Source organism: Sphingomonas sp. IC-11, from assembly GCF_021043365.1.
In the GTDB taxonomy this organism is placed as follows: Bacteria; Pseudomonadota; Alphaproteobacteria; order Sphingomonadales; family Sphingomonadaceae; genus Sphingomonas.
The window spans coordinates 13,482-40,029 of sequence record NZ_JAJNDU010000007.1 but is presented as its reverse complement, the minus strand read 5'-3'; the positions used below and the strand labels follow the sequence as shown (position 1 = coordinate 40,029).

Here is a 26,548-nt window from a genome sequence, read left to right as displayed (position 1 = left end):
TTGCCAGCCTCGGCGTAAGCGCCACCTTCTCCAGCATCGCCAGCTTGCCGGCACAGCGCGCGCCACAGCGTCAGCAAAACGGCAGCCACAGGATTATTCTAAGGACGTTGGTGTCAAAACCGTCCGGTTGTGACACCAACACCAGCTGGGCACGTCAAGCATATTCAAAAGGCTCGGAGCTTCGTCAGAATGCGCGTAATTTCTCGGCGGAAATTACGTCGCAGCTTAGGCATCACCTTCGATGCCGGCGATCAACACTGCCAAGGGGAAAAGCATGTATACCGGAAGCGCCATTTTCGTCGATTTCGACAACGTGTTCACGACGCTGTGGAGTATCGATGAGGGGATGGCGATCCGGTTCGCTTCCAGTCCAGCTGACTGGCTCGCTGGCTTGGCGGCGCTTAATACCGATAGGCCTTGCCGCTGGCTCGTGGCGCGCTGCTACCTCAATCCCATGGGCAAGGTGCACGCGCCCGGCGAAAGGAATGACCGTCTCTGGTTCTCCAGGTTCCGCGCTAACTTCGTGCAGGCGGGTTTCGAGGTAATCGACTGTCCTCCGCTGACGTGGGGAGCCAAGAATGCCGCTGATATCCGCATGGTCATCGACGTGCTCGATCTGCTGGGTCATCGCACCCGCTTTGAGGAGTTCGTGTTCGTCTCGGGCGATTCCGACTTCACTCCCCTGCTGCACCGATTGAGGACTGAGGACCGCCGGACCGCAATCGTGTCACCTGGCCATCTGGCAACAGCATACGCATCGGTCGCGGAACGCGTGCTGGGGTTTGACGCCCTCGAAACGCTGCTCGCTCCCGCCATTACTGCGGCACCCGATCAAGCGACAAAGGATGCGGCAGCAACCGACGCATCAGAAGACGAGCGAGCTTTTGAGCAGCTCATCCGACAACGCTACGAAAGCGCCGTTAAGCCATTAAACCTCTCAACCTTGTCTCATGAGGTGCTGCGCACCCTCCCTGATGCAAAGTCGGGGGACTGGTTTGGCAAGGGCACCTTCCGAAGGGCTCTCGATGGCTTGGCGCTGCCCAACGTCCGCTTCTCGAACCATCACCTATGGAACGCGGAGAAGCATGACCCGCCGGCGGCCTCGCAAACTGCTGCGACCGCACTTTGCGACGAAGATGACCTATCGCCCGATCTTGAAGAACAAAATTAACGGCGACAGGCTCGCAGGCGCGCCGCCCTTCTCAGATCGCCGACGGTACACCTTATTTACCGGCAAAAGGAAAAAGCACATTGGCCCTCTTGAATCACAGATGTGAACGCCGTACACAGTTATTGTGACCGTTGTTCACGAGGAAAGTTTGTCTAAAGATAGTGGTCACGAGCTGGTAGGGATCAACGAGGTCGCACAGATGGCCGGCGTGTCGAGGCAGGCCGTCGCCAACTGGCGGGTCCGTGCATCCGACTTTCCCCAACCAGTCACCGAGTTGGCTTCGGGGCCAATCTTCCTCCGAGCTAACATCCGCGCTTGGCTGCGCCGAAATAAGCGAAGTGGACCCCCAATGACCCATGTAATCTCGACCATTAATCTAAAGGGCGGCGTCGGTAAGACGACCACCACTGTCGCGCTCGCCGAGACGTTCTCGGCCTCAATGGGCAAGCGCGTCCTCGTTATCGACCTCGATCCGCAGACTAACGCCACGCTGATGCTTATCGGCGAAGATCGCTGGTTCGACCTCAACACCAAAGGACATACCCTTGCGCGCCTGTTCCAGGACGCGATGGACCCGGACAACCGGAAGTTTGACATCAATGCCACTCTTCAAAAGGGCGTGTCAGATGTTCGGGCTGCAACCACGATCGATCTGCTGCCTTCCAGTCTCGACCTGATTGACGTGCAGGACAAGCTGGCCTCTGCTCCCGCCGGCAAGTTCTTTTCGGCTAATCCCATCGAGCTTCTAAATCGCGCGGTGAAGTCGCGCATCGATGAATACGATATCGTGATCGTGGATTGCCCCCCCAACCTAGGGATCATCACCCTTAACGGGCTGCGAATTTCCCACCATTATATCATCCCGACCATTCCGGACTATATGTCCACCTACGGTATTCCTCAGATTGTCGGTCGAGTAGCTGGATTCTCGGAAGCGATCGGTGAGGATATTGAGCCTCTCGGCATCGTCGCGACGAAGTTCCAGGCGAACTCGACGGTCCACAACAACGTCATAAAGCAGCTGAAGAGCGACAAAAATCTGCCAGTCGTCATGGACACTGTTATCCGGCAGGGTAACGCAGTCGCTGCTGCAGCGGAGTTTCAGGCGCACTCCCGCACGATCAAGCAAAAATATCCCGGCGATCTCGGCGACGACTTCTATAACTTGGCGCAGGAAATATGGTCTGATCTGGAGAGCGGGCTGTGACGGTCAAGAGAAAGCTGAACGCGCTGCTACGCGAGGTAATCGCCGAAGCGGAAGCCAACCCTGCCTTTCAGGAACGTCTCGCAAAGGCTCTCGCCGCTGACGAGAAGCCGGTTAAAGCTCCCGTCGAGCGGAAGCGGCAGACCAAGCCGGCCGAACACAAGCGTCCGAGCAACCGGCGGACCCCTGCCGTGCTCGATCCAGTGCAACTCGCCCGAAACGGCGAGTCCGAACTGCGCGAGGCGCTAGCGAAATTGGATATCGAGCAGTTGCGCGATGTGGTGGCGGACTACGGTATGGACCCAGGCAAGCTGGTGATGAAGTGGCGCGATGCAGACCGCATTGTCGATCGCATAGTCGAGGTGGCACGCGGTCGTGCGCAGAAGGGCAGCGCGTTCCTGCCGCCGTCCGAAACCATAGAGACCAAAGCCAGCGAACCTACTCTCCCGTTGGAAGACGGGAACGAGTAGACGCCCTTTTTAACTGCCGGTTTTCGAACATGTCATGCTCAACGACCTAGAAGCACTCGCTGCCGATATTGCGAACCTGTCCAAGGCTTGCGCCGAGATGGAAGGTACGGAAGCCGCTATGCTACTGAGCCAGGTGATTGCGCACCTTGAGGTGGCATTGTCCGAGTTAGCGGAGCGCCCCGGTATGCTCGTCGGCGACATGCCGTGGTGGATCAGCCGCCAGAGTGAACGCAATAGCCTCCGCTAGAGCTTACCAAGGCACCTGCCACAAGGGCTCGAACGCTCTACCTAGGCTATTCGCCGCGTAGGGAAATCAGCGCGTTCTCGATGAGACGCAGTGCATCTGATCGACTAGGACCCTGCATGCCCTCCCCAGCAGCGCGCATGTAGGCTTCCTTGTCGTCTCGCCACGATTCAAGCAGTTCGATCTTCTCGCCGGTGCTCAGGTCCTTGTTAGCGAGAAGATCGGCCGGTGTGTCGTATTTGCCGAAATACCCCATCACATCCTCCTCCGGACCTTAACGCTGCATCTTGCGTCTGATCCAACGTCCAAACCGTCTCAGGGCCGAGACGATGATAAACCAGAAACTCAGCGTGGCGATGAACGAACCCGCGCGAAAATTGTCCTCAACTCCGACATTATGAATAACCGAGGTGTTCGGATTGTCAGCCAGATAGGGGGCAGGCCAGCCTGCCACTTCGCGAGGCAGCCAATTTTGCTCCACCGGGCCTTCATGGCCGTACATCGTTCGCTCGTCCGTGGGCGGATTGATCCAGGCGGTTGCGATCGTGATCGCCAGCGCCAGCAGTAGCGACAGAATACTTCTCAGCACTGCGGACTCCACTCACTGCCGATCAGCCGCTTCTCCAACTCCTCCAAGACACTTTCCGCGCATTTCATTGCCATCCCCGCAGAAGAGGCCGAACCCGAACTTGAATCCTGGTGATCCGAATGGGACACTCTCCACGTCCAGCGCCAATAGCCGCTATGCCGTACATCCAACTGCCAAATTCCACCTTCGGTTGCGGCGACGGTTCCCTGATGAGGCAGTTCCAAACACCATTGTACGGCAGGCATATTTTCTCCCGAGAGCCCGATATGAAGGCTGGAGAATCAACCTGCATCGAAATGGCTCCCGGATTCTCCGATGGAACGCCCAATTTGTGCGATTGCGCGAACTGATTTGTTCGTTCAACGCCGGAGGGATTTGGCCCTGAGAAGGGTCGGAACTAAACGCAAACATTGCAGCGCCTATCAGATTCGCCCATGAGCGAAAGATGCGCCTTGATCGTCCTTATCGCTCTCTTTTACCGTTAATTTTCGGGTTCTTCCTGCTTTCTCTCACTGTGCTTGGCACGCTGTGGTTGGTGGATCGCCAGGAGCGCTCGTTCGGAGCGGTTCGTCATACCCTTGAGGTTCAGAACCGGCTCAGCATGATCCTGTCCCGCTTGCAGGATGCAGAGACCGGACAGCGCGGATATATGCTGACCGGACGCACGGAGTACCTAGAGCCTTATGCCAAGGCCTTGAGCGGGCTCGGCACTGAGTTCGTGGCCCTTTCCGAAGCTGTGGCGGACAATCCGCGCCAGCTGACACGCGTCAAGGCTTTGAAACGCCTCTCCGATCAGCGTCAGGATCTCATCCGGCTCACCCTTGAACGGTTTCGTTCGGGAGAGACCGGCAGCGCGATCGAGCTTGTTCGGGAAGGCAGCGGCAAGCGCTTGATGGACCGGCTACGGGACGTAATCGAGGAGATGCGCGCCGAGGAACAGCGATTGCTCGCCTCCCGGGAGGCGATGGCGCAACGCCAAGCATTGCTGGTCAAACTGGGCTTGCTGGCCAGCGGCGGCGCCATCATCCTGCTCGCGCTGTTCGCCATTCACGATGCCCGTAAACGGCTTGCACAAGCACTCGCGGCAGCAGTTGACCTGGGGGAGACCAACGAAAAGCTGAAAAAGGAGATCGGCGAACGGCAGGCGGTCGAAGGCCAAGTGCGGCAGATGCAGAAGATGGAGAGCATCGGCCATCTCACTGGCGGCATCGCACACGATTTCAACAATATGCTGGCCATCGTCATAGGGTCATTGGACCTGGCGCAGCGCCGGTTCGAGACCGACCCGGACAAGGCGAAGGCTTGCATCGACAATGCCTCGGAAGGGGCCCATCGTGCAGCGCAGCTTACTGCCAGGCTGCTTGCATTTTCAAGGCAGCAACCTCTTGAACCGCGCCCGGTGGATGCCAACAAACTTGTCGGCGGCATGTCGGAATTGCTGCGCCGGACCCTTGGCGAACATATTTCTGTCGAAACGGTTTTGGCCGGTGGCCTGTGGCCGACGTACATCGACGCAGGACAGCTCGAAAATGCGATCCTCAATCTTTGCGTAAACGCACGCGATGCCATGCCCGATGGCGGCAAGCTGACGATCGAGACCAACAACACCCACCTCGATGAGCGTTATGCGGCTGAGCATGAGGAAGTGACGCCTGGACAATATGTGGTGCTGTGCGTGACTGATACGGGAACCGGCATGCCACCCCATGTGATCGAGCGCGCGTTCGACCCTTTCTACACCACGAAGGGCGTGGGCCGCGGCACGGGCCTGGGCCTCAGTCAGGTCTTCGGCTTCGTCAAACAATCAGGCGGACACATCAAGATCTACTCCGAGCCCGATCATGGCACGACGGTAAAGCTCTACCTCCCGCGTCATTTCGGGTCGGTGAGCATTCCGGCAAGCACGGATGCGCCAGGCCACCCTGTACCTCATGCCCAGGATGGGGAGATCATTCTCGTCGTTGAGGACGAGGAACGGGTCCGGCACATGTCTGTCGATGCGCTAAGAAGCTTGGGATATACCGTCGTTCAGGCAAGCGACGGCGAACAGGCATTGGCCGTGCTTGCGATACAGCCTCGTGTCGATCTGCTGTTCACCGATATCGTGATGCCAGGCATGAACGGCCGCCAGCTTGCCGATGCCGCGCGCGAGCAGCGCCCTGACCTGAAGGTCCTGTTTACGACCGGCTACACTCGCAATGCCGTGGTTCACAATGGCGTGCTTGATCCGGGCGTGGCGTTCATCTCCAAGCCTTTCGGTGTCGATCAGCTTGCATTGAAAGTACGCCAGGTTCTCGATGGCATGGGAGACAATCGAGCGGCTTGATTGCCTCCGCTTCCGCGCTTCAAGCTTCGCGACGAGACCGTCAGATCTGTTTGCGAAGCTCAGAGAAGGAAGCTGGCCAATAGCGGTTCCTGCCGTTCTTCTTCGCGCAATAAAGCCATGCGTCCGCAGCAGCGAGCCAGGCATCGACACTGGAGATGGACTGATCGAGCGGCGCCACGCCCAAACTGACAGTCACCCGCAAATTCCTTCCATCCGGAAGGTTGAACATATGCCCCGCAATAGCGGAGCGAAAGCGCTCAGCGGCAGCCAGCGCTTCGACAGGCTCAGTCTCAGGAAGCAGCAGCGCGAACTCCTCGCCCCCGAGCCGGCCGAAGGTATCGCTTGGCCGCATTGACGCGGTGCACAGCTGCGCGGTTTGCCGCAGGACCTCATCTCCCGCAGGATGCCCATATCCATCATTCACCGTCTTGAACCGATCAACATCGAACATGATGAGGCAACTGGGCCGGCCATGCCGGGTGAAGCGGGAGAGTTCCTTCTTCGCCTGCTCAATGAAGCCGCGCCGATTGAGTGCACCGGTCAGATGATCGTGCTGCGCGATCAGTCGCAGCTCCAGCTCGTTGCTGACAATGTGCGCAAAGTTTGTCAGGATCGCTATGTCGGCGGCGCTGAAGGTACGCGGTTCTGTATCGATGGCGCACAGCGCGCCGACATTGTAACCATCCGGCGTCTGTAACGGGATGCCCGCATAGCTGCGGATGTAAGGCGACTCCTGCACCAGTGGGCTACCGGCAAAACGGGGATCGAGATGGGCATCGGCAACGATGAGCGGCTCCCGCTGCTTAACCGTATGGGTGCAGAAGGAGATAGAACGCGGCGTCTCTTTGGCGTCAAGGCCGCTACGCGCCTTGAACCATTGTCGCTCCCGATCCACCAGCGTGACGGTAGCGATTGGAACCCCGAGCACAGTGCGAACGAGGCTGACGATCTTTTCGAACGGTTCTTCGGGCGCTGTGTCGAGTACATCCAACCGGTTGAGGGCAGCGATGCGGCCTTCCTCATCTCGCAGCATCGCATCAGACATGGGACTCTCCTCGCACGAGAGCCTGCATAGCGGCAGTCAACTCTATGCCATAGCTTTCAACGAGTTGCCGCACACTCGTCTCGACGACGGCTTCATCGACGCCCGCGGCCCGGAGGCTGGCGACCAGAGCGGCCAAATGGTTCTGGTGTCGCCTCACGCTCGCTTGCAGTTCAGGCGGCAGTTCGGATTCATCCGGTACTAAAGGGAAAGGAGTTGCATCAGCCTGATCCGTCACACTCAACTCCAAACTCGACACTTCGGACCTTCTTGCAAACGCCTGCTCTGACCCGATTCACTTCTCCTGCACCTTTACGGATGTTGGTTAATTAAATGCTGCCAATACGCCAAGCTCGCGTAGGCTGCTGCGCGAAGAGCGGATTGCGGGCGGGAATGAATATGGATCGCATAGGTATCCCCCAACCCGATTTGTTTGCCTTCCGGATCTCGGGAATGCCATCACAAGCCGTCAATAGAGCGAAGGAGAGTAGTAGCAGGGTTCTCATGCTCCTTCACCGTAGGAGCAATTTCGATGGATTGTCGAACAACTCTAATATGATGGGCGATAGCTGCTATCGCTCTTACCTTCGATCCGCTTCCACGTTGACGGTACATCGCACCTCCTCATGGGTCCGGTTTGCGCGCTTTCGGCACGCCTCCAGCGCCTCTCGATTGGCGGCAACGATCCGATCCCCCGCCGCCAGCGCAGCGAACGCGCCAGGCGAGGCGGCCTGCATCATGCGCTGTCCGCCTCCCCACATGGGCATGTCGAGCGCGCGCGCCGCCATCTTCTCCGGCCATCGCCAGCTATCGGGGGTCGCGCGCACGATCATGCCGCCAAGCGCCGCCCACAGGATCATGCCGGCGACCGTCCCGCCGATCGCCGTCCGCATCAACCAGCGGTTCTGCTCGTCGGCGCGCCGCGCCGATACAGCAACGCCCTGAAGCACCCGGGTCGCATCCTTCAGCTCGGCGGCGGCCGTCGCGATCGTCCGCCGGTCCTCGGCGCGGGCATCGCCCCCCGCCGCCACGATCCGGTCAACGACATGGCGCGGGGTCGCCCCATCGCGGGCCGCCGCCACCAGCGCGTCGGCGCGCTGCAAGGTGGCGTCGATCTTCTGCACCATGCCCGCCAGCGTCTCGCTGTAATCGGGCTGCTCGGGGAGTTCGGCGCGCTCGACCGCCATCCGCTCGACGGCGCGGCGCAGCAGCGCCAGTTCGCCCTCCACCCGCGCAAAGGCTTCATGGGCTGTCTCGGGTTCGTGCTCGTCCTCGTTCATCCTGTCTCCCTCACGCACCCGAAAGCACGCACTCTATCGGCTCAGTCCCCGGTCACGCTCGCGATCCGGTCCCAGCGATCTCGCCAGCGCGTCACCGACCGCGCGGTCCTTCTCCAGTTTCAGCGCCAGCTCGGGCGCGCGGCGGCGCAGCGCGGATTCCAGCTGCGGATCGCGCCCGATCGCGCCCGCGACCTTCGCCATGTTGCCGCGCAGCCGCTCCGCGCCGGCGCGGTCGCCGGCCCGCTCCAAGGCGGCACGATCGCGCTGCATCGCCTTCCACGCTTCCACGAAACGGCCCGCCCGCGCCTCCGGGTCGAGCCGCACGCGCTGCTCCTCGGCCATCGCGCGCGCCGCTCCGCCGGTGTTGCCGCCGGCCGCCTGCTCGATGAGCTTCGGATCGCGCCGGAGCGCGGAAGCGAGGTCGCGCGCGGCATGGGGCCGGCTCGCGTCCAGCCCCTCGCCGGCCTTGCGCAACGCGCTCTCCTGATGGGGCAGCACGGGCAGGCCCTTGGCGCGCATCCGGCCTATATCGGCCGTGGCCCGCGCATAGCGTTCGATCGCCTTGTCCTGGTCGGGCCTGCCGGCGGTCGCGGGCTCCCGTTCCAGCGCGGACGCATTCTCCGGCGCTGGCCTGGGCCGGAAGCCATCGAACATGCCCCGCGCCTTGTCGCGAACCTTGGCGGCGATCTCCCGAGCGCGCTCGGGCCAGCGTATCTCCCGCCGCTCGGCGAAGTTACGCGCCCGGTCCTCGTCGGACGGCACGGCATAGTCGCCAGCCATGTCCTTGGCGCGGTCACGTGACAGAATGCGGGCGAGCTGGCGCTGATCCGTGAAGTCGTCGCGGCCATAGTGGAGCTGCATGCCCTCACGATGCCGCGACAAGGCGACATAGGCTCCGTGCCGGTCCATCCCCGGCGTCGCCAGCACATGCGCCCGATCGACCGTCACGCCCTGCGATTTATGGATGGTCGCGGCATAGCCATGATCGACATAGGCATAGTCCTTGAGGTCGAACGCGACGCGATTGCCGCTATCGAGTCGCACCGCCATCCGGCTCTCGCTGACCTGCTCCAGCGTGCCCAGCGTGCCGTTCTTCACGCCCAACGAACGCTCGTTGCGCAGGAACATGATCCGGTCGCCCGATGCGAACTCGCGCGCGCCCCGATCGACGGTGACGCCCACGTCCTCACCCAGCCCGCCCGATGCGCGCATCCGTCCGCGCGCCTCCTCGTTGAGCGCGCGCACCTCGGCATTGGTGTGGGTGAGGATGATCCGGCTCTTGTCCGGCTCGCGTGCACGCTGGCGATCCCACCCATCGACCAGCTCGCCTCGCGCCGCCTCACGCGTGTCAGCCGCCTGCACCATGCCCCGGCTCTCATAGGCGTGCAGCGCCCCGGCGGTCCTGCCGGTCGCCAGCGCCCGCGTTGCCTCCTTCTGCCAGTCGTCCCGCTGCCGGCGAACCTCGGCGATCTCGGCCGCGCCGTGCCGCTCGGCGAGCGACCGGAACGCCGCGCCTGCCTCGATCGCCTGAAGCTGCTCGGGGTCACCCACCAGCACCACCTTGGCGCCAGCGTCACGAGCATGGGACAGCACCCGCTCCATTTGGCGGGTGCCGATCATGCCCGCCTCGTCCACCACCAGCACGTCGTTGCGGGAAAGCTGGTCGCGGCCCTGCGCCCAGGCATGTTCAAGGCTGGCGATGGTGCGGGACTGGATGCCCGATCCGCCCTCAAGGTTCTCAGCCGCGATACCGGACAAGGCCGCACCGCGCACCTGATAGCCCTCGCGCTCCCACGCCTCGCGCGCCACGCCTAGCATCGCTGACTTGCCGGTGCCGGCATAGCCGATGACCGACGCCAGCCCTTGCCCCTCGGTGATATGGTTGAAGGCGTCGCGCTGCTCGCTCGACAGCACCAGGCCGCGCCCTTCCGCCGCCTCCAGCGCCCTGGCGCGATGGGACACGGACACGCCGTGCCCGGCACCACGCGCCAGCTCGTCACCGGCGCGCTCAAGCCGCGCTTCGGTCGCGATCATCTCGCGGGAGGTAAACCGCTCCTGGTCGCGTCCGTCCTTGCCCAGCGCCACCAGCTCGGGACTGGCGCGCACCGCCGCCATCACCCGGTCGAACTGCTCCTTGCCGTCCGAATGGCGGAACGCGAACACGGCCAGGTCGCGGGTGGTGAAGGTGGCCTGCTGCCGCGTGATCGCATCGAGCGCGACGTTCGGGTCCGCGACGATCTTATCGCCGTTCTCGCGCGCGATCCGGAGATGATCGTCGGCGCGCCGGTGCGGCTCGTTTTCCTCCAGACGCCGCGTTCCCATCGGCCCGATCTTGTGCTGCGGCTCAAGCTGAATGCCCTGGTCGGCATAGGAGCGATGATCGATCCGTCCCTCCAGTCCCAACTCCGACATGCGCTCGTTGACGTGGGCCGCCCACGCCTCGCGCCAGCCCTGCAACAGCTCGGTCGAGTTCCAGTCCCGGACCTTCTTGCCGAACCCCTCCGGCCCCACTTCGCGCATCGCCAGCATGACATGCGCGTGCGGCTTCGGACTACCGTCCTTCCCCTTGTCCCAATGCACGTTGAGGTCCGCGACCATCCCGCGCTTCACGAACTCCTTCTCCACGAAATCACGAGCGAGGCTTACGCCCTGCTTCTCGTTCATCTCGCGCGGGATTGAGAACTCCACCTCACGCGCCAGTTGCGCGTCCTTGCGCTTCTCGCCTGCCTCCACCTCGTTCCACAGCGTCGTTCGATCCAACAGCCGCTCCGGTGCGTCCTTCGGCAACAGCACTTCGGAGTGGATGACGCCCGCCTTGTTCGAGAAGTCGTGGCTGCGTCCAAGCCGTGCGTCGTACAGCTCGGATGCCGAGCGATAGGCGGCGGACGCGACGGCGCAGGAGCCCTTCGCGCGGCTGATGACCTTGGCGCTGAAATGATAGATCGCCATCGCGACCGCCATGATGCACTTTTTAGCGCACGTCGGCAACGACGTATAAGCGCGCACTCATCATTCGCTCTGCTTCTTCTGATTGACTGCCGCACGTTTCCATTATCGGTTGCCTGCCTGCTCCTGTTTGCTAGTCTGCAGTGAACCTGACGCGGAAAGGAAAGAGCACCATGCGCAAGGTGCGCGACTATGACGCGGAGCTGAAGGCACTGGAGAGCCGCGCCAAGGCGATCAAGGCGCGCCGCATTGAACAGCTCGGCCAGCTCGTCACAGCCACCGGCGCCGACACGCTCGACATGGAAACGCTCGCCGGCGTGCTGCTCGATGCCGTTACATCGAAGGATGCGGAAGCGAAGGAGGCGTGGCGCGCGCAGGGCTCCGTTTTCTTTCAGAGGCGCGGGCGCAAAGGTGGCCGGACTGCTGGCGTCAACAGCGACGGCGGGAACGCGCAACCGGGCACTGATCCAGCGTCTGGAAGCGGCTCGGCGTCGAGCTGATACGCGGGCCTGGGTCGTGCAACGCCGCGAACGCACCCGCCACCTGATCGAGCTGGGCGGCCTCGTCCAGAAAGCCGGCCTGGTCGAACTCGCCGACGACGATCGCGCCACGATCTTCGGCGCGCTGCTGGAGCTGGTCGGCCGCGCTCGCGGTGACGACGCCGGCGACACGCTCGCGCTCTGGAAGCGACGCGGCAAACGTGCGTTCGACACGGAAAGCGAAGCGATGGAGAAAGGCGATGGCGGTCCTGGATATTGAGGCAATCCGCCGGGAAGTCCGCTCGCTGGATTTCGAACGCGGCACGTTGGCTGACGTGGCGGAGTGGCGCGAAGCCGATGCTGAATCGCGCGCCAACCTCGCGATCGAGGGCATGGCGCTAAGCGCGGAGGACGAGGCGCTGTTCGATATGCTGCGCGACGAGGCAGTACCGCCAACCCTCGCCACACAAATCATCCTCAAGCTGCTTGACCATCCCGATGCCGATCTGGCGCTCGCGATTACGCCGCTGGAACAGGCCTGCTGATGGCTGGTCCGTTCATCAACGGCCCGCGGCCGATCAGTTAGCGGCTCGCGATCGTCATCGCGGCCTATGCGACGGGGCGATCGGGGACATGAAGGTGGAATACGATACCGTCAGCACGTCTCGTAGCACTGGTTGAGGCGGTAATCGCACCGGCCCCTCGGAAAGCGTCAGTCCCCATGTCCCGCTACGGCGGCTCGCCACGCCCGACGAAATCATGCGCATGCCGCCGGACACGCTCTCAGTTCCGAATTAGATCGAGGGCGGCCCTGTAGCTGTAGAAAGGCCACTACTGCTCGCGGACAGCCGACAGGCCCACGAACCGTTTGTTCGATAAAGGACATTATCATACTAACGAGCTTGAGTGGTGATCCTAGCTGTAGCTACTTCTGCAGTCATACCATACAGCTGCCGCGGATGGCGGTGTTCCGTTCTCATCAGTGTTTTTTGCAGGTCCGGCGGAAAGCGAAATCGCCACATCGGACGCCCGCTGATGCATCGGCCGGTACATCAAGGCTTGGCAATCAAAACGATCAGCGGCCGCCTCGCGGCGTCTTACGTACTTGGTCACCAGCCACTTCAAACGGTGAGGCGGCATTGGTGGATGGATCGTAATAACGGTCGATCCGACTTCGAATGCGGCTCTGCACGCGATTCGAAACACGGTTATTGATCCGTGCTATCGGATCAATATTGGCTTTACTGCTCTCGCGCGTCTGTCGTTGCCCCACCGTGCCGGCCCCTGCATCCGGATTATCGCCACGCGTGCTATTTTGATCTTGGGCAGCGCTAGGCACCGAAGAGGTAATGAACGCCACAGCCAAGAGGACAGGCTGCCAAACACTCCCGCTCACTTTATTGGCTCCAGACGAGCCTGCACGATTTGCCCGGACAATCCCGTGATCTCATCCGAAGGCCGGGCGATCAACGCCAGCGTCTGTACCGGACAATTCGGCGGCACGGTAAACTGCCCGGTGAACACCCCCCCCTTATCGGCCGAATTAGGCACCGCGACCCGGCCGAGTTCGGCACCGTTCCGACAATTCAGCACCCAGTAGGGCAGCGATTGTTGCGGCTGTTCAATCTCGCTTCCCTTGCCGTGCAGCCGGTATGTTCCCGACGGCAGCATTTGCGTCTGCTGGACCAGTACGCCGCCTGCACCCGGCGCAACCGAGAAGGTCAACGCGCCACCTTCGGGTGACGATTGCAGTGATGCCGAAATGTTATTTTCGTTCACCGCCGTCCAATCAAAGGCCGTAGGGCGTTCGAAAACGGCGGCAAAGTTGGGATCGCGCGACACCTCACGCTTCGCTCCAGGACGGATCGCCGTATAATAGCGCCACGCTGCGTCTGCCGCATCGGCATGGATCAGCCGGTTAATGATCACTGCGCTCGGTTCATCCGGCACGCGCACACCGCGCCGGGCGGTACGTAACAGCAGATCCGCAACGGCAAGCGGATTATCGCCGCTGTTCGCCACAAAGACAATAAAGGGCGCTCCCCAGATCGGCTTGCGTGCCAACGTGGCAACCGTGCTGGTGCGCACCGCCGGATCGGCTATGGCACTTGCCAAGGTAGGAAACAGCACATCAGGCGCGCTCTTTGATGTGCGCAGTGCGATATCATATTGGTGCAGCGCCCCAGGCACGTTGTTGCGCGAAGCCTCGTCCACGATCAGCCACAACTGGGTCTGCAACTCGCGCCGCGAAAGCCGCTGTGCATAGGCGAACAAGCGGCGCGCTTGTGCTGTATCGTTGCGCGATTGTGCCTGAAGGCCAAGGGTGATCACCGCTTTAACCGCAGTGGCGTCCTGCCGCAGCGCCTTTAGTGCAAGCTGTCGTGCCGCGCCTTGCGTGGGCGAGGCCGAATGATCGGCAAGCTCCTTTGCCGCGGCGGCGGCTGTGATCCGACCATCCTGCGGCGCGAGTTGGTGGCCCCTCGCCTGCGCACCGTTTCTTACCGCCAGAGCCATGCTATGCGTCAGGCTGAAATAGCCCAGCAATGCCGCCACCGTTACAAGAACAACCCTGACAGCCCATTCAACCGGCGTGCGCCGCGCCAGCAAGACACGCCCCATCATCAACGTCAGGCCGCATCCGCGCGGCGATCACGCCCATAGCCATAGCCATATTCATAGCCATAACCATAGTTCGCCTTACGCGGCTCGAATTTCGTTAACACGCCCCCGACGATCCGGGCATTGGCGCTGGCAAGACGGCCAAGTGCGGTCTTGACCAGCGTTGCTCGAATCCCATGCGATTCCACGGCATAGATCACACCTTCGACGCGGCTCGCAATCAGCGGCGCATCGGCAAGCCCCATGACCGGGGGAGAGTCGATCACGACATGGTCATAGGTTTCAAGCAAGCGCTCGATCAGGAGCGACAAACGATTGCCCGTGAGCAATTCGGCCGCGTTAGGCGGGATCGGTCCAGCTGACATCGCAGTCAGCCCAAGCTCGCGCATCTCGAACGTCAGCGATGAGATGTCGTCTTGTCCCGACAAGAAGTTGCTAAGCCCCCGATCGTGATCAACGCCACCCAGATGATGCACCGAGGGCGACCGCATATCGCCATCGACCAGGATGACCCGGCGATGCGCACGGGCCAATGTCGTGGCCAATGCCAGCGCAGTGGTGGACTTACCCTCTGCCGGTCGTGTGGATGTCACGGCAAACGAGCGGGGCACACCGTGCTGCGTGGTGAAAGCAAGGTTGGTCTGCACCGCCAGATAGGCATCGACCAGCTCTGACTTGCGATCCAGCAACGCTTCCTTGGGCGTTGCTCCCTCCACCTTGGGCACCGACCCGAGCAGCGGCAGGCCAAGCCGGCGCTCGACTTCTGCCGGATCGGCAATCGCTTCGTCGATCTGCTCCAGAGCAAGCGCAATAGCTGCGCCTAGTACCAAGCCTGCCAGGATCGAGGCGGCAAGGTTGATGAGCAGGCGTGGGCTGGACGGCCGTTGAGGTACATCCGCAGGGTCGACAACCGCAACGTTGTTTACTCCCACGCCACCTGCCACACCGATTTCCTTGAACCGCTGGAGCAGCCCGTCATACAGGGCGCGATTGGTGTCCACCTCCTGCTGGTAGATGTTATACTGGATCGAGCGCCGGCGCAGATCAAGGAAGCTCGACTTGAGCTGATTCACTTTCGCCTGAAGCGCGCGCTCCCGCTCCACGGCCTCGCGGTAATCCGCCTGGAGTGAATTCGTGACGCGCCCTTCCTCGCGCGCGATCGAGCGATCGAGTTGATTGATTTGCGACTGGATCGCCTGGGCTGCGGGATAGCCTGGCTCGAAGCGGGTCATCAGCTGCTGATATTCCGCCGCCAACTCAGCTCGACGCTGCCGCAGGTTGTTGATTGCCACATTACGCAGCGCCTCGGTGGAGGCACCGGAGCGACCGACCTGCTGATAGCGGGCTTCGGCTTGAATCCGGTCCGCTGTCGCCTGTGAGAGCGCAGCGTTCAATGCCGCCAGATCATCGGCAACGATCGACCTTTCCGAGGTCGCACGATTGTCCCCGCTGGTTTGCGAAGGCAAGTTGATGATCTGTTGCGCCGAGGCGTAGGCGACAAGCTGACGCTGTGACTGGTCTAGCCGGTTCTTGTATTCGGCGAGCTGACGCTGAAGCAGATCGCGGCCATACGACGTCGCCTGGATCTTGCGCTCCAAATTGGTCTTGATGAAATTCTCTGCCCAGGCGTTGGCAACGCGGGCGGAGAAGTCCGCGTCCGGGCTGGTGAAGCGGATATCCACAAGACGCGACAGACGTGTCGGATCAATACTCAAATTTTTCAGCAGCACCTCGCCAGCCACTCGCTGACGCGCAGCCCGTCCGCTGGCGGGATAGCGGCCGTTGGTCTGCTGGAATGCTGGTTTGTCCTGCGAAACACCGAACAATTCGAAGAACTCGGGATCGTCGATCAGCCGCAGTTGCGCGGCCACACGCTCCGAAAGCGAGCGTGATTGCAACAGGCCATATTGCGTCTGGTAGAATTCCTGGTCGGCGACACTCGCTTCGCGTTCAACGCCTTGAAAATTAGTGACCTTGTCAGATTCTCTCGAAATTTCGATGGTTGAAGTCGCAGTGTACTTGGGGGTCATCAGCAAGGTGATGATCAACCCCAGCAGCACGCACCCGACGACGGCAGCGATGATCGCATAGCGGCGCCGCATCGCAATACGCAGATACTGCCGCAGCAGTGGCATCGTCTCGTCGGTCAACGTGGCTGGTCCAGCCACCGGACTCGCTGAGACATTCCCGCCGAGCGTCTGAGAGGAAAGCATCTTCATTATCGACGACGAACCTTATTGCACGATCGCGATAAGCGGCGCGGCAAGCAGCGGCGCGAGCGACACGAAATCACGGAAGAGACGACGCTGTGGTGAATCACCGACCACTACCACGTCATTGGCAAAGATAGCCGGATCGTCATAAACTCCGCGGCGGATCGCATCGATATTGTAAAGCCCGGCCATCTTACGACCATTAACAGTTCGTAGGATCACCACGTCATCCTGCTTGGCGAATTCCGCCAATCCCTTCGCCGACGCGATGGCACGCAGCAGAGTCATTTGGTTCGTCACCGGGTATAATCCCGGTTCAATCACCTGTCCGTCGATCGCCACAACCTGGCTGACCGAACTCTTGATATTGACTGTAACATCGGGGTTGCGAACGTAGCGGCCCCGCAAGGCGCTTTCCACAGCCTCAGCCAACTCACCTGCTGTTTTGCCGCGCGCATCGATCGTTCCGATAAGCGGCATGGAGATCCGCCCGCTCGCATCAACCTGCATTTCGCGGCTTAATTCGGGAACGTTAAACACGTCCACCTGGATCGTATCCAACGGCCCGATCAGCGATGGGCGATCCCCGGCGGTCAGATCATTGCGGTCCGGAGGAGGCAGCGTTGCTTCATTCTCTATCACCGTTAGCTGGGACGACGATCGTAACGGCTCCCGCCCTGCGCAGGCGGACAAAGCTACGGCCAGCAACAGGACGGCACAAAGATTACGCATGCGTTTGAATGGATCCCGACCAGAATGGGTTTGTGCGCTATAGGTGTTACCTTTTGCGCGGTAAAGCCGACCTCCTTGACGGATAATCGGCCGCGTTTCCTATGCGGTCGCGCTCCTCGTCTGGACCTGTTGCCAGCCAGACGGCGGCCATCGCCAAAACTGCCATGATCATCGGCGTACGCGCGGGGTAATCCACGACACTCGCGACCAGCACAAGGAAGATCATGGCAGATCCCAGTCGTGCCAGACCGCCCGCACGCCTGGCAGGGCCGCGCCAGGCACGCAAGCTAGCCCAGCCCCACCATCCTACGGCCGCGAGCAGCAGCAGCAAGCCTGGCACACCGGCATCAAGCAGGATTTCCAGGAAGTCATTGTGCGCGTGATTGAAATAGGTCGGCTTCAAAAGACCAAACGGCTCATGCATGCGGAACAATGGGTCAAAGCCGCCCAATCCCGATCCGACCGGAAAATACGTTCCGATCATCTCGATCACCGTCGGCAAGCCGCGGCTGCGCATGTCTTGCCCGGGATCCATTTCCACAATCCGGCTGATCGCAATCGCGCGATCAGCCACGATGCTCAGCAACACCAGCACCGCCAGCATGGCGACAACCCCGGCGATGATGGCCGGCAATACCCACCGTGCCGCCTTGTCGAACAGGGCCTTTAGCCCATCCCGTGCGAGCAGCAGGCCAATTCCCAGAGCACTGACACCCAGCAACAGTCCCGCGCGCGAGCCGGTCGCCAATATCGTCAGAACAAACAAGGGGACGAGGCCACAGGCAACCGCAATCCGCCAGTTCCAGCCATGCCCGTGGGAAAATGCCCAGATTGGTGCGATGAGACAACCGAACGCCATGAACAAAGCGAAATGGTTGCGATTGGCGAAGCTGCCACTAACCTCACCAGCAGTATCGTTGATGAACGGGTTGTTCAACACCACGCCTGAAAATTGCAGTAGTCCGACCAGCATGGACGCGCCGATCAGGCTCAGCAGCACCGGCATCAACCAGCGGCGCTCTGTCCTGTTCAATGCTGTTGCCAGATACAAGGTTGTTACCGGCACGATCAGGGACTCAGCAGCATTGCGCGCGCCACCCGGGACGATCGCCCAAGGCCGCCAAGGCTGAGCCTGCCCCGTGATGTCCATGGCTTCCACAAACGGTTCGCGGCCTGGGAGCGCCTGCCACACATCCGGCGGCAAGGGCACGAGCTGAAGCAGCGCCAGTGCAACCATGCTGCCCAGCAACAGCCAGACCGGACGCGCCGCGGAAAAGGCCGGGCGACACAACAACAGACCCATGATCAACGCGGCCCAGGCGGCGCCACGCACAATGACCTGCCCCGCTGCGCTGTCCCTGGACGCGCCCCCTGCAAGCCACAAGATGACCAGCAACCCGGCAAGCAGCACAAGGGGCAGACTTGGCCGGGAAAGCGGACGAGAGTGAGATTGCGTGCTCATGATCGCCCTCGCGCTTAGGCGATCAGCGGCGCCAACGAAACTGCGTTCATCCGCGAACAACGGCATCGCGGCCGACGAGGCAGGTCAGCTTGTTGCAATGAGAAAGGCCGGCGTCTATCGGCCACGGCGGACTTCACAAGGCCGACAGAGCAGACGCGGAAGATATCCAGCCTCTTGCACAGACACTGAAACCGGATCGAGAGCGCCTTAGTGGGTAATCTGCAACTTCGTCATGCCTCGCACTGGGAAAGTTTCTGGTTCCAAGTGGGCGGTGGCATCCTTATCGCCGGTGTTCTTCCTTACCTGACACGCATGGCGCTGGGCCTGCCGCCGAACGATTACGCTATACATCTTTACACGCTCATTGGCGTTGTCGCCGCCACAGTGGTGGCCATCTGGCTGACCCGGCATATCGCCACCTATCCCGGGCAAGAAGCGGCGTCCTCCCTGCTGCCGTCGTTTGGCCTGGCTTACGGTACCTTGCTTGGCATCTTCATTTTGTCCCGGATCCAGTACAATCGCGTTAGCCTGGTAGCGGGATTGGTATTCGGCTTCATCTGGATGCTGTTCGTCCTGACGACCTCCCAACGGCGGCGGCTACGGATCGGGTTGATCCCGATCGGCAATATCCAGACGTTGATGGAAATCGAGAACGTCGACTGGCACCTGCTTCACTCTCCCGATGAGCCCATTGACGGCATTGATGCGGTAGCAGTGGACCTGCGCGGTGACTTGCCGGATGCATGGGAAACCAGGCTTGCCGATTATGCCCTCGCCCAGCTCCCGGTTCTGCACAGCAAGCACCTGATGGAATCCCTGACCGGCAGGGTGGAGCTGGAGCATCTGTCCGAAAACAGTTTTGGATCGTTGACGCCGCGGCCGGCCTATCGGGTAGTGAAGCACGCCATCGATTGGATAGCGGCGGCGGTTCTTGGCATTTTGCTGCTGCCTCTGATGCTGTTGATTGCCCTTCTGGTGAAGGTCACATCGGCCGGGCCCGCGCTGTTCGTACAGGAACGCATCGGCTCGCGGGGGCAACCGTTCCGGGTTTACAAGTTTCGCACCATGACGGCGGCGGTTGATCCAACGCGCGATGTACGTGAAGCGGCGATCACGCAAAGCGGGGACAGCCGGATCACCCCCTTGGGCAGATTTTTGCGCAAGAGCCGATTGGATGAATTGCCGCAGCTCTTCAACGTCCTGAAGGGCGAGATGAGCTTCATTGGCCCGCGTCCGGAGGCAGCCGTCCTGTCACGCTGGTACGAGCAGGAAATCCCCTTCTATCGGTATCGTCACATCATCCGGCCGGGCATCGCGGGCTGGGCACAGGTCTGCCAGGGCCATGTCGCCGAGGTGGATGAAGTGCGCAACAAGCTCCACTACGACTTCTATTACATCAAACATTATTCTCCCTGGATCGACATGCTGATCGTCGTGAAGACTATCCGCACCATGATCACTGGACACGGATCGAAATGACCAGTCTGCCCGGGCCCTTCATTCACCCCATGTCCGACATCCAGACCAGCAGGATTGGGGATGGCACCAGGATCTGGCAGTTTTGCGTCATACTCGACGGCGCGGAGATCGGCGCCGGCTGCAACATCTGCTCGCATTGCCTGATCGAGGGCGGCGTTAGGATCGGTAACGACGTGACGGTGAAATCCGGCGTCCAGTTGTGGAGCGGGATCACGATCGAGGACGGGGTCTTCATCGGTCCCAACGCGACGTTCACCAACGATCTGCGTCCGCGGTCGAAAGATTATTCGACCCCCTTTCTGGACACGGTCGTGCGGGCGGGCGCATCGGTCGGCGCCAATGCCACAATCCTTCCGGGGATCGAAATCGGCGCCGGGGCGATGGTCGGGGCGGGGGCGGTAGTAACGCGCAGCGTTCCGCCAGGCGCAACGGTGGTCGGCAATCCGGCGACCATTGTCTCCTCCAGCAAACGGCGGGACGAAACCACCATATGACCCCATTGCTTGACCTGTGTCGGATCACCGATCTGCCCAAGATCCAGGATATCCGCGGCAACCTGACGTTCGTGGAAGGCGGGCGTCACGTTCCGTTCGGCATTCAGCGCATCTATTATCTGTACGATGTACCGGGCGGTGCGGAGCGCGGCTCTCACGCCCATAAGGCGCTGCACCAGTTCATCATTTCGGTGTCAGGCAGTTTTGACGTGGTCCTCGACGACGGCATCACACGCAAAACCTTCCACCTGAACCGGCCCTATCAGGCATTGTATGTGTGCCCGATGATCTGGCGCGATCTAGAAAATTTTTCCTCTGGCTCCGTCTGCCTTGTCCTTGCCTCGAACACCTATGAGGAAGACGATTATTTTCGCGATTACGACGCCTATCTCGCCGCGCGTCGGGCATCCCTCCATTATGATGGTCAATGATGGTCGAGTTTCTTGATCTGGGCGCTGGCGCACGGGCCCGGCGGGACGATTTGCTGGCCGCAGCGGCGCGGGTCATCGACAGCGGCTGGTTCATTCTGGGCGAGGAGGTCGCCAGCTTCGAACGCGAATTCGCCGCTTATTGCGATGCGCCGGCCGCAGTCGGCGTCGCCAACGGCCTGGATGCCATTTCACTGGCGTTGCGCGCGCTCGGCATCGGGCCGGGGGACGAGGTCATCGTTCCCAGCAACACCTATATTGCGACCTGGCTGGCCGTCAGCCATGTCGGCGCGGTGCCGATCGGCGTGGAGCCTGATCCGGCCACCTGCAACATCGATCCCGACTTGGTGGAAGCGGCCATCACGCCGCGCACACGGGCCATCATCGCCGTCCATCTGTACGGTCAGCCGGCCGATCTCGATCCGTTGCGCGCCATTGCCACACGCCACGATCTGGCGCTGATCGAGGATGCGGCGCAGGCGCATGGCGCCCGGTACAAGGGCCGACGCATCGGCAGCGACGAAGGCGCGATCGTCACCTGGAGCTTCTATCCGGGCAAGAACCTGGGCGCGCTTGGCGATGGCGGTGCGGTGACTGCCGATACGGCAATGGCCGACGCAATCGGCCGGCTGCGCAATTATGGCTCCAGCCGCAAATATCATCATGAGGTGATCGGCTATAACAGCCGCCTCGATGAGATGCAGGCCGCGTTTCTGCGCGCCAAGCTGCCGCATCTAGATACGGAGAACGAACGGCGCCGCGCGATCGCGGTCCGCTACAGCGCCGGGCTGCAGGGGCTGGATCTGATCCTACCGTCGGTGCCGGAATGGGCCGAGCCGGTGTGGCACCTGTATGTCGTGCAGCATCCGGCGCGCGATGCGTTGGCGGCGCATCTGCGCGAACAGGGGATCGCAACCATGATCCATTATCCGGTCGCGCCGCACCTGCAGCCCGCTTATGCCGCGCTTGGCCTTGGCGAAGGCACCTTCCCGATCAGCGAGCGGCTGCATCGTGAGGTGTTGAGCCTGCCCATCGGCCCCATGCTGACCGACGATGAGGTCGATCAGGTCATCGACGCGATCCGACGTTTCTTCTGAGGCGCTTCGTTTGAGCCTTATTCGGACCAGCTTCTGGAACGGCATCGCCGTGGCCGTGCGCATGGGCACAGCGCTGCTGCTGAACAAGATCCTGGCGATCTACGTCGGTCCGTCCGGCTATGCGATCATCGGGCAGTTCCAGAACCTGGTTGGCATGATCGTCACCTTCGCGACCGGGGCGACCAATACCGGCGTTGTCAAATATACTGCCGAACTTTTCGACGACGAAGCATCGCAGCGGCGATTATGGCAGACGGCCGGCACCGTAACGCTGATCGCCTCACTCATCAGTGCGGTCGCCATCGTGCTGGCGCGCGACTTCCTGGCGCGCGAACTGCTGCACGATCCGGCCTTGGCCAGCATCTTCCTGTGGCTGGCGGCCGGCCTTGTCTTCATCAGCCTGAATGCCCTTCTGCTGGCGCTGCTGAACGGCAAGAAGGAAGTGAAACGCTACGTCGTCAGCAATATCGCGGGCTCATTCATCGGGCTCGCCGTGACGGGAGCGCTGGCTTATTGGTATGGCCTGTACGGTACGCTGGTGGCGCTCAGCATCAATCAGGCGCTGGTGTTTTTCGTCACGTTCCATCAGGTGGCGCGCACGGCGTGGTTCCGGCTGCGCTATTTGGTCGGCCGGATCGATCGCCGGCATCTGCGCGCGCTGGGAGGGTTCGTCGCCATGGCGGCCGCCAGCGCGATCGCCGCCCCGCTTAGCCAGGTGGCGGTGCGTAACGATCTCGCCGCCCAGTTCGGCTGGGATTACGCCGGTTACTGGGATGCGATGTGGCGTATCAGCACCATCTATCTCACCTTCGTCACGGTAACGCTGTCGCTATATTATCTGCCGCGCCTGTCGGAAATCCGGGATCCTGCCGAGCTGCGTCGCGAGATTCTGGGCACCTATCGCATCGTGGTGCCGGCGGTGACGGTGGTTTCGCTGACTTTATACCTGTTGCGTGATCTGGTCATCGCCATTCTGTTCACCGGCGATTTCGCCCCGATGGAGGTTCTGTTCAGCTGGCAGATGGCCGGGGACGTGGTGAAGATTTCCAGCTGGGTTTTGTCATTCGTGATGCTGGGCCGCGGCATGACCCGCCTGTTCATCGTCACCGAGCTGCTGTTCGCCGTGTCCTTCTGGGCCAGCGCGGCGCTGCTAACACGGCTTTTCGGCTTTGAAGGTGTGGCGATGGCGCATCTGGCGAACTATGCCGTGTACATGGTGGCAATGTGGTATCTGATCCTAGTCCGCTCTCCCGAGACGCGGCCAGTGCCCGGCCGCGCCTGATGGTGGGTCAGGTTCCTTTGCCGGCAGGGGCCGCTCCGCTCGAACTGCTGCGCGAAACGGGCACGGCAGGTGATGATCGCCTGCTGACGATCGTGATCGGATCGTACAATCATTGCCGCTATCTGCCGGAGGCATTCGCCGCGATCGAGGCATCGCAGGCGTGCGATCGCCTGGCCGTGATCTTCATCGACGATGGATCGCCGGACGGGACGATGGATTTCGTCGCCTCCTATCCGTTCGATCCGGCGCTGCACGTGCGCATTTATGCCAAGCGCAACGCCGGGCTGCGGGATTCCCTGGCCAGCGGCCTGGCGCTGACGGACACCCGCTTCGTCGCGTTCATCGCTTCCGACGATTATTACGAGCCGCAGGGCCTAGCCGCGGTGGTTGCGCGGCTGGAGGTGCAGGGTAACGACGACATATGCTGGATCTGCCAGGCCACCTATCTCGAGGGGCGCGACGGCGAACCGGTATATGGCGATGCACATTCCCGCTTGATTGCAGCGAACCCAGGAGACCGCCTGCGCCAGCTCAGCATTTCCTATCCCAAGCCGCTGCTGCTTCAATCAACCGTGTTTGCAACCGACATGTTGCGTGATGCGCACCCGTGGACAGCAAACGTGCGGCTCGATGACTGGCCTACCTTCATTCAGGTTGCAGCGCTTGCGCTACGACAGAATGTCTCCATGATCTTCGTTCCTGACATCTCCTTGTGCCGCTACCGGCTCCACCCGGGTGGAGCACACAATGATGCCGATCGACAATTGTCGCTGTGTCTTGAGGTCGCGGACCGGGTGATCGAACCGCGTTACCGCGCCGATGCCATAGCCAGGATTTACGCCGATATCGGATTGGTGCATCTCTTTGAGCGCCGGCTACTAAAAGCGGCAGCCCACATCACGCGCGCGATCGTCGCCAAGCCCAGTTGGGAGGTTGCGACTCTGGTTCCTCGCCGCGTTGCGCGTTCTGCATGGTCGCGAACCAGCCGGCTGACCAATCGCTTCAGGACCGTGAAAACCAGATGATCGCCGCCCATGCCCCCATCGAAGCGGAGGTTCAGCGCGCACAAACGCCTCTAGTCCGCATCGTCTTTCTAGCCATAATTTGCCTGGTCGCGAGTATTGCTGCGGGCAATCGTTGGCTGGGCTGGGGAAAGGATTACGAGCATTATATTGTCGCCTACAATATAATATCGCCTACCTTCCTTTTCGGTAATACGCGATTTGAAATCGGCTATGAGCTGACGGCATGGTTCTTTGCCGTTCCCCTCGGTTTGAGCTTCGCGACATTCTACACATTCTTGTCGTTTGTAGCTCTGTCCGTAAAGTTTTATTTATTTGAAAGGTATCTTGAGAATCCACCTCTTGCGGCGGTTGCTTATCTTCTTCTTTTCTATTCAATTCATGAATATACTCAGATTCGGGCTGCTGTTGCGATAAGTTTTGGATTCCTCGCTCTTCATCTCTTGATGGAGCGAAAATGGGTTTATGCAGCCCTGCTGGCCCTGCTTTCGGTATCATTTCACTCCAGTGCCATCGCATTGATATCGCTTGGCGCGGCGGTGGTCTTAATGCCAAGGAAGATCACGTTGGCAGCGGTGCCAGCAAGCGCGCTGATCCTGATCGTCCTTTCAACAGCAGCGGGAAGCTGGATCAGCAGCACTTTCTCCGAAATAAATCCGCTTATCTATAACTATATAGATAACATTGCCGCCAGCGAAGCATTAAACATATTTTCGGTAGCAAATATACTTTTTGCTTTTTCATTGATAGCAATGATGCTTTTCAATTTTCAAAACAGGGACGAATACACATTTCCCTTCATGCTTCTGACCCTGTTTGGCTTTGCCTTTCTGATAGCTTTTCGGGAATCTCCGGTCGTTGCGCTCAGGACGAGTGAAATAATGATGCTATCGGTAGTATTTGCCGGTTTCAGATTGCCTGTTGATACCCAGGTGTTGGTGGTTCGCGGCGTTCTACTATTGAACGGCGCATGGATTACCTATCGCGCCGTTTCGGAAGGAACGCTCGGGTGATGCCGACTGCTGACATTGTAATTGTGAACTGGAATTCCGGCTCAATGCTTCGTGAGTGTATCCAGTCGATCCTCGATCATCGCGATGGCGTTGGAAAGGTTGTCGTGGTCGACAATGGATCCTCCGACAATTCGGCTCAACTTCCGCAGCACCTCGCAGCAGCATGCGACATCGTGTTGGCTAATGAAAATCTGGGCTTTGCCAAAGCGTGCAATGTGGGTGCCTCGCGCTGCCAATCTCCCTATATCTTGTTCCTTAATCCAGATGCACGGTTGATCGAGAATTCCGTTGCGAAGGCTATCTCCTTCATGGAGTCATCAGAAGGCCAGCAATACGGCATCTGTGGAATCAAGTTGATCGGCAAGCACGGTAATATCGAACGTCATTGCGCGAACTTTACCGATCCTTCAACTTATCTGGGGCAGGCCCTTGGTCTGGGCGGGCGTTTTCCGCGCGTGTTCACGCCGCATTTCATGCGGGACTTCGACCACACGCACAGCCGCCCCGTGGATCAGGTTATCGGCGCTTTCTTCTTCGTACGGCGAAGCCTCTTCAATGAGCTTTCGGGCTTTGATGAGCGATATTTCGTCTATTTCGAGGAGGTCGATTTCGCCCTGCGGGCACGTAAGCGCGGCGCGGCTACGTATTACATCGCCGACACAACGGCATATCATTACGGCGGGGGAACGTCTGAGAACGTGAAGGCGAAGCGGCTTTTCTATTCGCTACGTAGCCGGCTGCAGTATGCGCGCGAGCATTTCTCGACACCCGGGTTCTTGATGACTGCGGCAATAACTTTGGGGCTGGAGCCATTTACCCGGCTCGCTCAGGCAGGTCTGCGGGGCTCGCTGGCTGACGCCGGAAATGTACTGCATGCCTATGTGATGTTGGCTAAATCCGCGGTGGCCGGCGGGCAGAACACCAGCCGCTGACAAGGGAACAGCTCCCTCCCCCCA

25 protein-coding genes are annotated in these 26,548 nt (G+C 60.8%); 16 read left to right on the top strand and 9 right to left on the bottom strand.

Going from position 1 to position 26,548, the window contains the following annotated elements; all coding sequences use genetic code 11:
* Positions 1-241 precede the first annotated feature (241 nt).
* From LQ954_RS15695 to LQ954_RS15680, 4 genes are all read left to right on the top strand, one after another.
* Entirely contained in the window at positions 242-1,171 is a 930-nt protein-coding gene (locus tag LQ954_RS15695) for an NYN domain-containing protein (protein WP_231023997.1), read from the top strand.
* A 124-nt stretch (positions 1,172-1,295) separates the two neighbouring features.
* The gene (locus tag LQ954_RS15690; protein WP_231023995.1) at positions 1,296-2,378 is read left to right on the top strand and encodes a ParA family protein; all 1,083 of its coding nucleotides are present in this window, start codon (positions 1,296-1,298) and stop codon (positions 2,376-2,378) included.
* Positions 2,375-2,845, top strand: coding sequence for a hypothetical protein (locus LQ954_RS15685; protein ID WP_231023993.1), 471 nt, complete (start codon positions 2,375-2,377; stop codon positions 2,843-2,845). The genes LQ954_RS15690 and LQ954_RS15685 overlap by 4 nt, the downstream gene beginning before the upstream one ends.
* Positions 2,846-2,879: 34 nt before the next feature.
* Positions 2,880-3,092, top strand: coding sequence for a hypothetical protein (locus LQ954_RS15680; protein WP_231023992.1), 213 nt, complete (start codon positions 2,880-2,882; stop codon positions 3,090-3,092).
* A gap of 46 nt (positions 3,093-3,138) precedes the next feature.
* On the opposite strand, the gene LQ954_RS15675 is transcribed toward LQ954_RS15680, so the two are convergent.
* Together LQ954_RS15675 and LQ954_RS15670 are read right to left on the bottom strand one after the other, a co-directional pair.
* Complete coding sequence (locus LQ954_RS15675; protein ID WP_231023991.1) at positions 3,139-3,345, bottom strand: hypothetical protein; 207 nt, start codon at positions 3,343-3,345, stop codon at positions 3,139-3,141.
* Between the two features lie 18 nt (positions 3,346-3,363).
* Positions 3,364-3,678, bottom strand: a complete 315-nt coding sequence (locus LQ954_RS15670; protein WP_046407046.1) for a hypothetical protein — start codon at positions 3,676-3,678, stop codon at positions 3,364-3,366.
* A gap of 445 nt (positions 3,679-4,123) precedes the next feature.
* Here LQ954_RS15670 and LQ954_RS15665 point away from each other — a divergent pair, with 445 nt between their 5' ends.
* Complete coding sequence (locus tag LQ954_RS15665; RefSeq protein WP_231023990.1) at positions 4,124-6,004, top strand: CHASE3 domain-containing protein; 1,881 nt, start codon at positions 4,124-4,126, stop codon at positions 6,002-6,004.
* 40 nt (positions 6,005-6,044) lie between these two features.
* On the opposite strand, the gene LQ954_RS15660 is transcribed toward LQ954_RS15665, so the two are convergent.
* The 3 genes from LQ954_RS15660 to traA form a co-directional block, all read right to left on the bottom strand.
* Entirely contained in the window at positions 6,045-7,049 is a 1,005-nt protein-coding gene (locus LQ954_RS15660) for a sensor domain-containing diguanylate cyclase (RefSeq protein ID WP_231023989.1), read from the bottom strand.
* A gap of 578 nt (positions 7,050-7,627) precedes the next feature.
* Entirely contained in the window at positions 7,628-8,326 is a 699-nt protein-coding gene (locus LQ954_RS15655) for a DUF6118 family protein (protein ID WP_231023988.1), read from the bottom strand.
* Positions 8,327-8,359: 33 nt separating this feature from the next.
* Entirely contained in the window at positions 8,360-11,275 is a 2,916-nt protein-coding gene (traA, locus tag LQ954_RS15650) for a Ti-type conjugative transfer relaxase TraA (RefSeq protein WP_231024032.1), read from the bottom strand.
* A 170-nt stretch (positions 11,276-11,445) separates the two neighbouring features.
* Here traA and LQ954_RS15645 point away from each other — a divergent pair, with 170 nt between their 5' ends.
* Genes LQ954_RS15645 through LQ954_RS15635 form a run of 3 tightly spaced genes read left to right on the top strand, consistent with a single transcriptional unit; the run spans position 11,446 to position 12,296 of the window.
* Complete coding sequence (locus LQ954_RS15645) at positions 11,446-11,772, top strand: conjugal transfer protein TraD (RefSeq protein ID WP_231023987.1); 327 nt, start codon at positions 11,446-11,448, stop codon at positions 11,770-11,772.
* A gap of 16 nt (positions 11,773-11,788) precedes the next feature.
* Positions 11,789-12,031, top strand: a complete 243-nt coding sequence (locus LQ954_RS15640; protein ID WP_231023986.1) for a conjugal transfer protein TraD — start codon at positions 11,789-11,791, stop codon at positions 12,029-12,031.
* Positions 12,012-12,296 (top strand): hypothetical protein, encoded by a 285-nt coding sequence (locus LQ954_RS15635; protein ID WP_231023984.1) that lies wholly within the window; start codon positions 12,012-12,014, stop codon positions 12,294-12,296. Before LQ954_RS15640 ends, LQ954_RS15635 begins: the two co-directional genes overlap by 20 nt.
* An 847-nt stretch (positions 12,297-13,143) precedes the next feature.
* On the opposite strand, the gene LQ954_RS15630 is transcribed toward LQ954_RS15635, so the two are convergent.
* From LQ954_RS15630 to LQ954_RS15615, 4 genes are all read right to left on the bottom strand, one after another.
* Positions 13,144-14,373, bottom strand: a complete 1,230-nt coding sequence (locus LQ954_RS15630; RefSeq protein WP_231023983.1) for a hypothetical protein — start codon at positions 14,371-14,373, stop codon at positions 13,144-13,146.
* Positions 14,374-14,378: 5 nt separating this feature from the next.
* Positions 14,379-16,589: a GumC family protein gene (locus tag LQ954_RS15625; protein WP_231023982.1), complete on the bottom strand. Its 2,211-nt coding sequence runs from the start codon at positions 16,587-16,589 to the stop codon at positions 14,379-14,381.
* 15 nt (positions 16,590-16,604) lie between these two features.
* On the bottom strand, positions 16,605-17,225 hold the full coding sequence (locus LQ954_RS15620) for a polysaccharide biosynthesis/export family protein (protein WP_231023981.1): 621 nt from the start codon (positions 17,223-17,225) through the stop codon (positions 16,605-16,607).
* 136 nt (positions 17,226-17,361) lie between these two features.
* Positions 17,362-18,777 carry an O-antigen ligase family protein gene (locus LQ954_RS15615; protein WP_231023980.1) on the bottom strand — a complete coding sequence of 472 codons (1,416 nt, stop codon included), beginning with the start codon at positions 18,775-18,777 and terminating at the stop codon, positions 17,362-17,364.
* Between the two features lie 210 nt (positions 18,778-18,987).
* Between LQ954_RS15615 and LQ954_RS15610 the strand changes: the two genes are divergently transcribed.
* Genes LQ954_RS15610 through LQ954_RS15575 form a run of 8 tightly spaced genes read left to right on the top strand, consistent with a single transcriptional unit; the run spans position 18,988 to position 26,524 of the window.
* Positions 18,988-20,256 carry a sugar transferase gene (locus LQ954_RS15610; protein ID WP_227772981.1) on the top strand — a complete coding sequence of 423 codons (1,269 nt, stop codon included), beginning with the start codon at positions 18,988-18,990 and terminating at the stop codon, positions 20,254-20,256.
* Positions 20,253-20,750, top strand: a complete 498-nt coding sequence (locus LQ954_RS16290; protein WP_321576575.1) for an N-acetyltransferase — start codon at positions 20,253-20,255, stop codon at positions 20,748-20,750. The genes LQ954_RS15610 and LQ954_RS16290 overlap by 4 nt, the downstream gene beginning before the upstream one ends.
* Complete coding sequence (locus LQ954_RS15600; protein ID WP_227772980.1) at positions 20,747-21,181, top strand: sugar 3,4-ketoisomerase; 435 nt, start codon at positions 20,747-20,749, stop codon at positions 21,179-21,181. Before LQ954_RS16290 ends, LQ954_RS15600 begins: the two co-directional genes overlap by 4 nt.
* Complete coding sequence (locus tag LQ954_RS15595; protein WP_231023979.1) at positions 21,178-22,275, top strand: DegT/DnrJ/EryC1/StrS family aminotransferase; 1,098 nt, start codon at positions 21,178-21,180, stop codon at positions 22,273-22,275. Before LQ954_RS15600 ends, LQ954_RS15595 begins: the two co-directional genes overlap by 4 nt.
* A 10-nt stretch (positions 22,276-22,285) precedes the next feature.
* The gene (locus LQ954_RS15590; RefSeq protein WP_231023977.1) at positions 22,286-23,557 is read left to right on the top strand and encodes an O-antigen translocase; all 1,272 of its coding nucleotides are present in this window, start codon (positions 22,286-22,288) and stop codon (positions 23,555-23,557) included.
* The gene (locus LQ954_RS15585) at positions 23,557-24,582 is read left to right on the top strand and encodes a glycosyltransferase family 2 protein (protein ID WP_231023976.1); all 1,026 of its coding nucleotides are present in this window, start codon (positions 23,557-23,559) and stop codon (positions 24,580-24,582) included. The genes LQ954_RS15590 and LQ954_RS15585 overlap by 1 nt, the downstream gene beginning before the upstream one ends.
* Positions 24,579-25,592, top strand: coding sequence for an EpsG family protein (locus LQ954_RS15580; RefSeq protein WP_231023975.1), 1,014 nt, complete (start codon positions 24,579-24,581; stop codon positions 25,590-25,592). Before LQ954_RS15585 ends, LQ954_RS15580 begins: the two co-directional genes overlap by 4 nt.
* Complete coding sequence (locus tag LQ954_RS15575) at positions 25,592-26,524, top strand: glycosyltransferase family 2 protein (protein ID WP_231023974.1); 933 nt, start codon at positions 25,592-25,594, stop codon at positions 26,522-26,524. Before LQ954_RS15580 ends, LQ954_RS15575 begins: the two co-directional genes overlap by 1 nt.
* Positions 26,525-26,548: the final 24 nt, after the last annotated feature.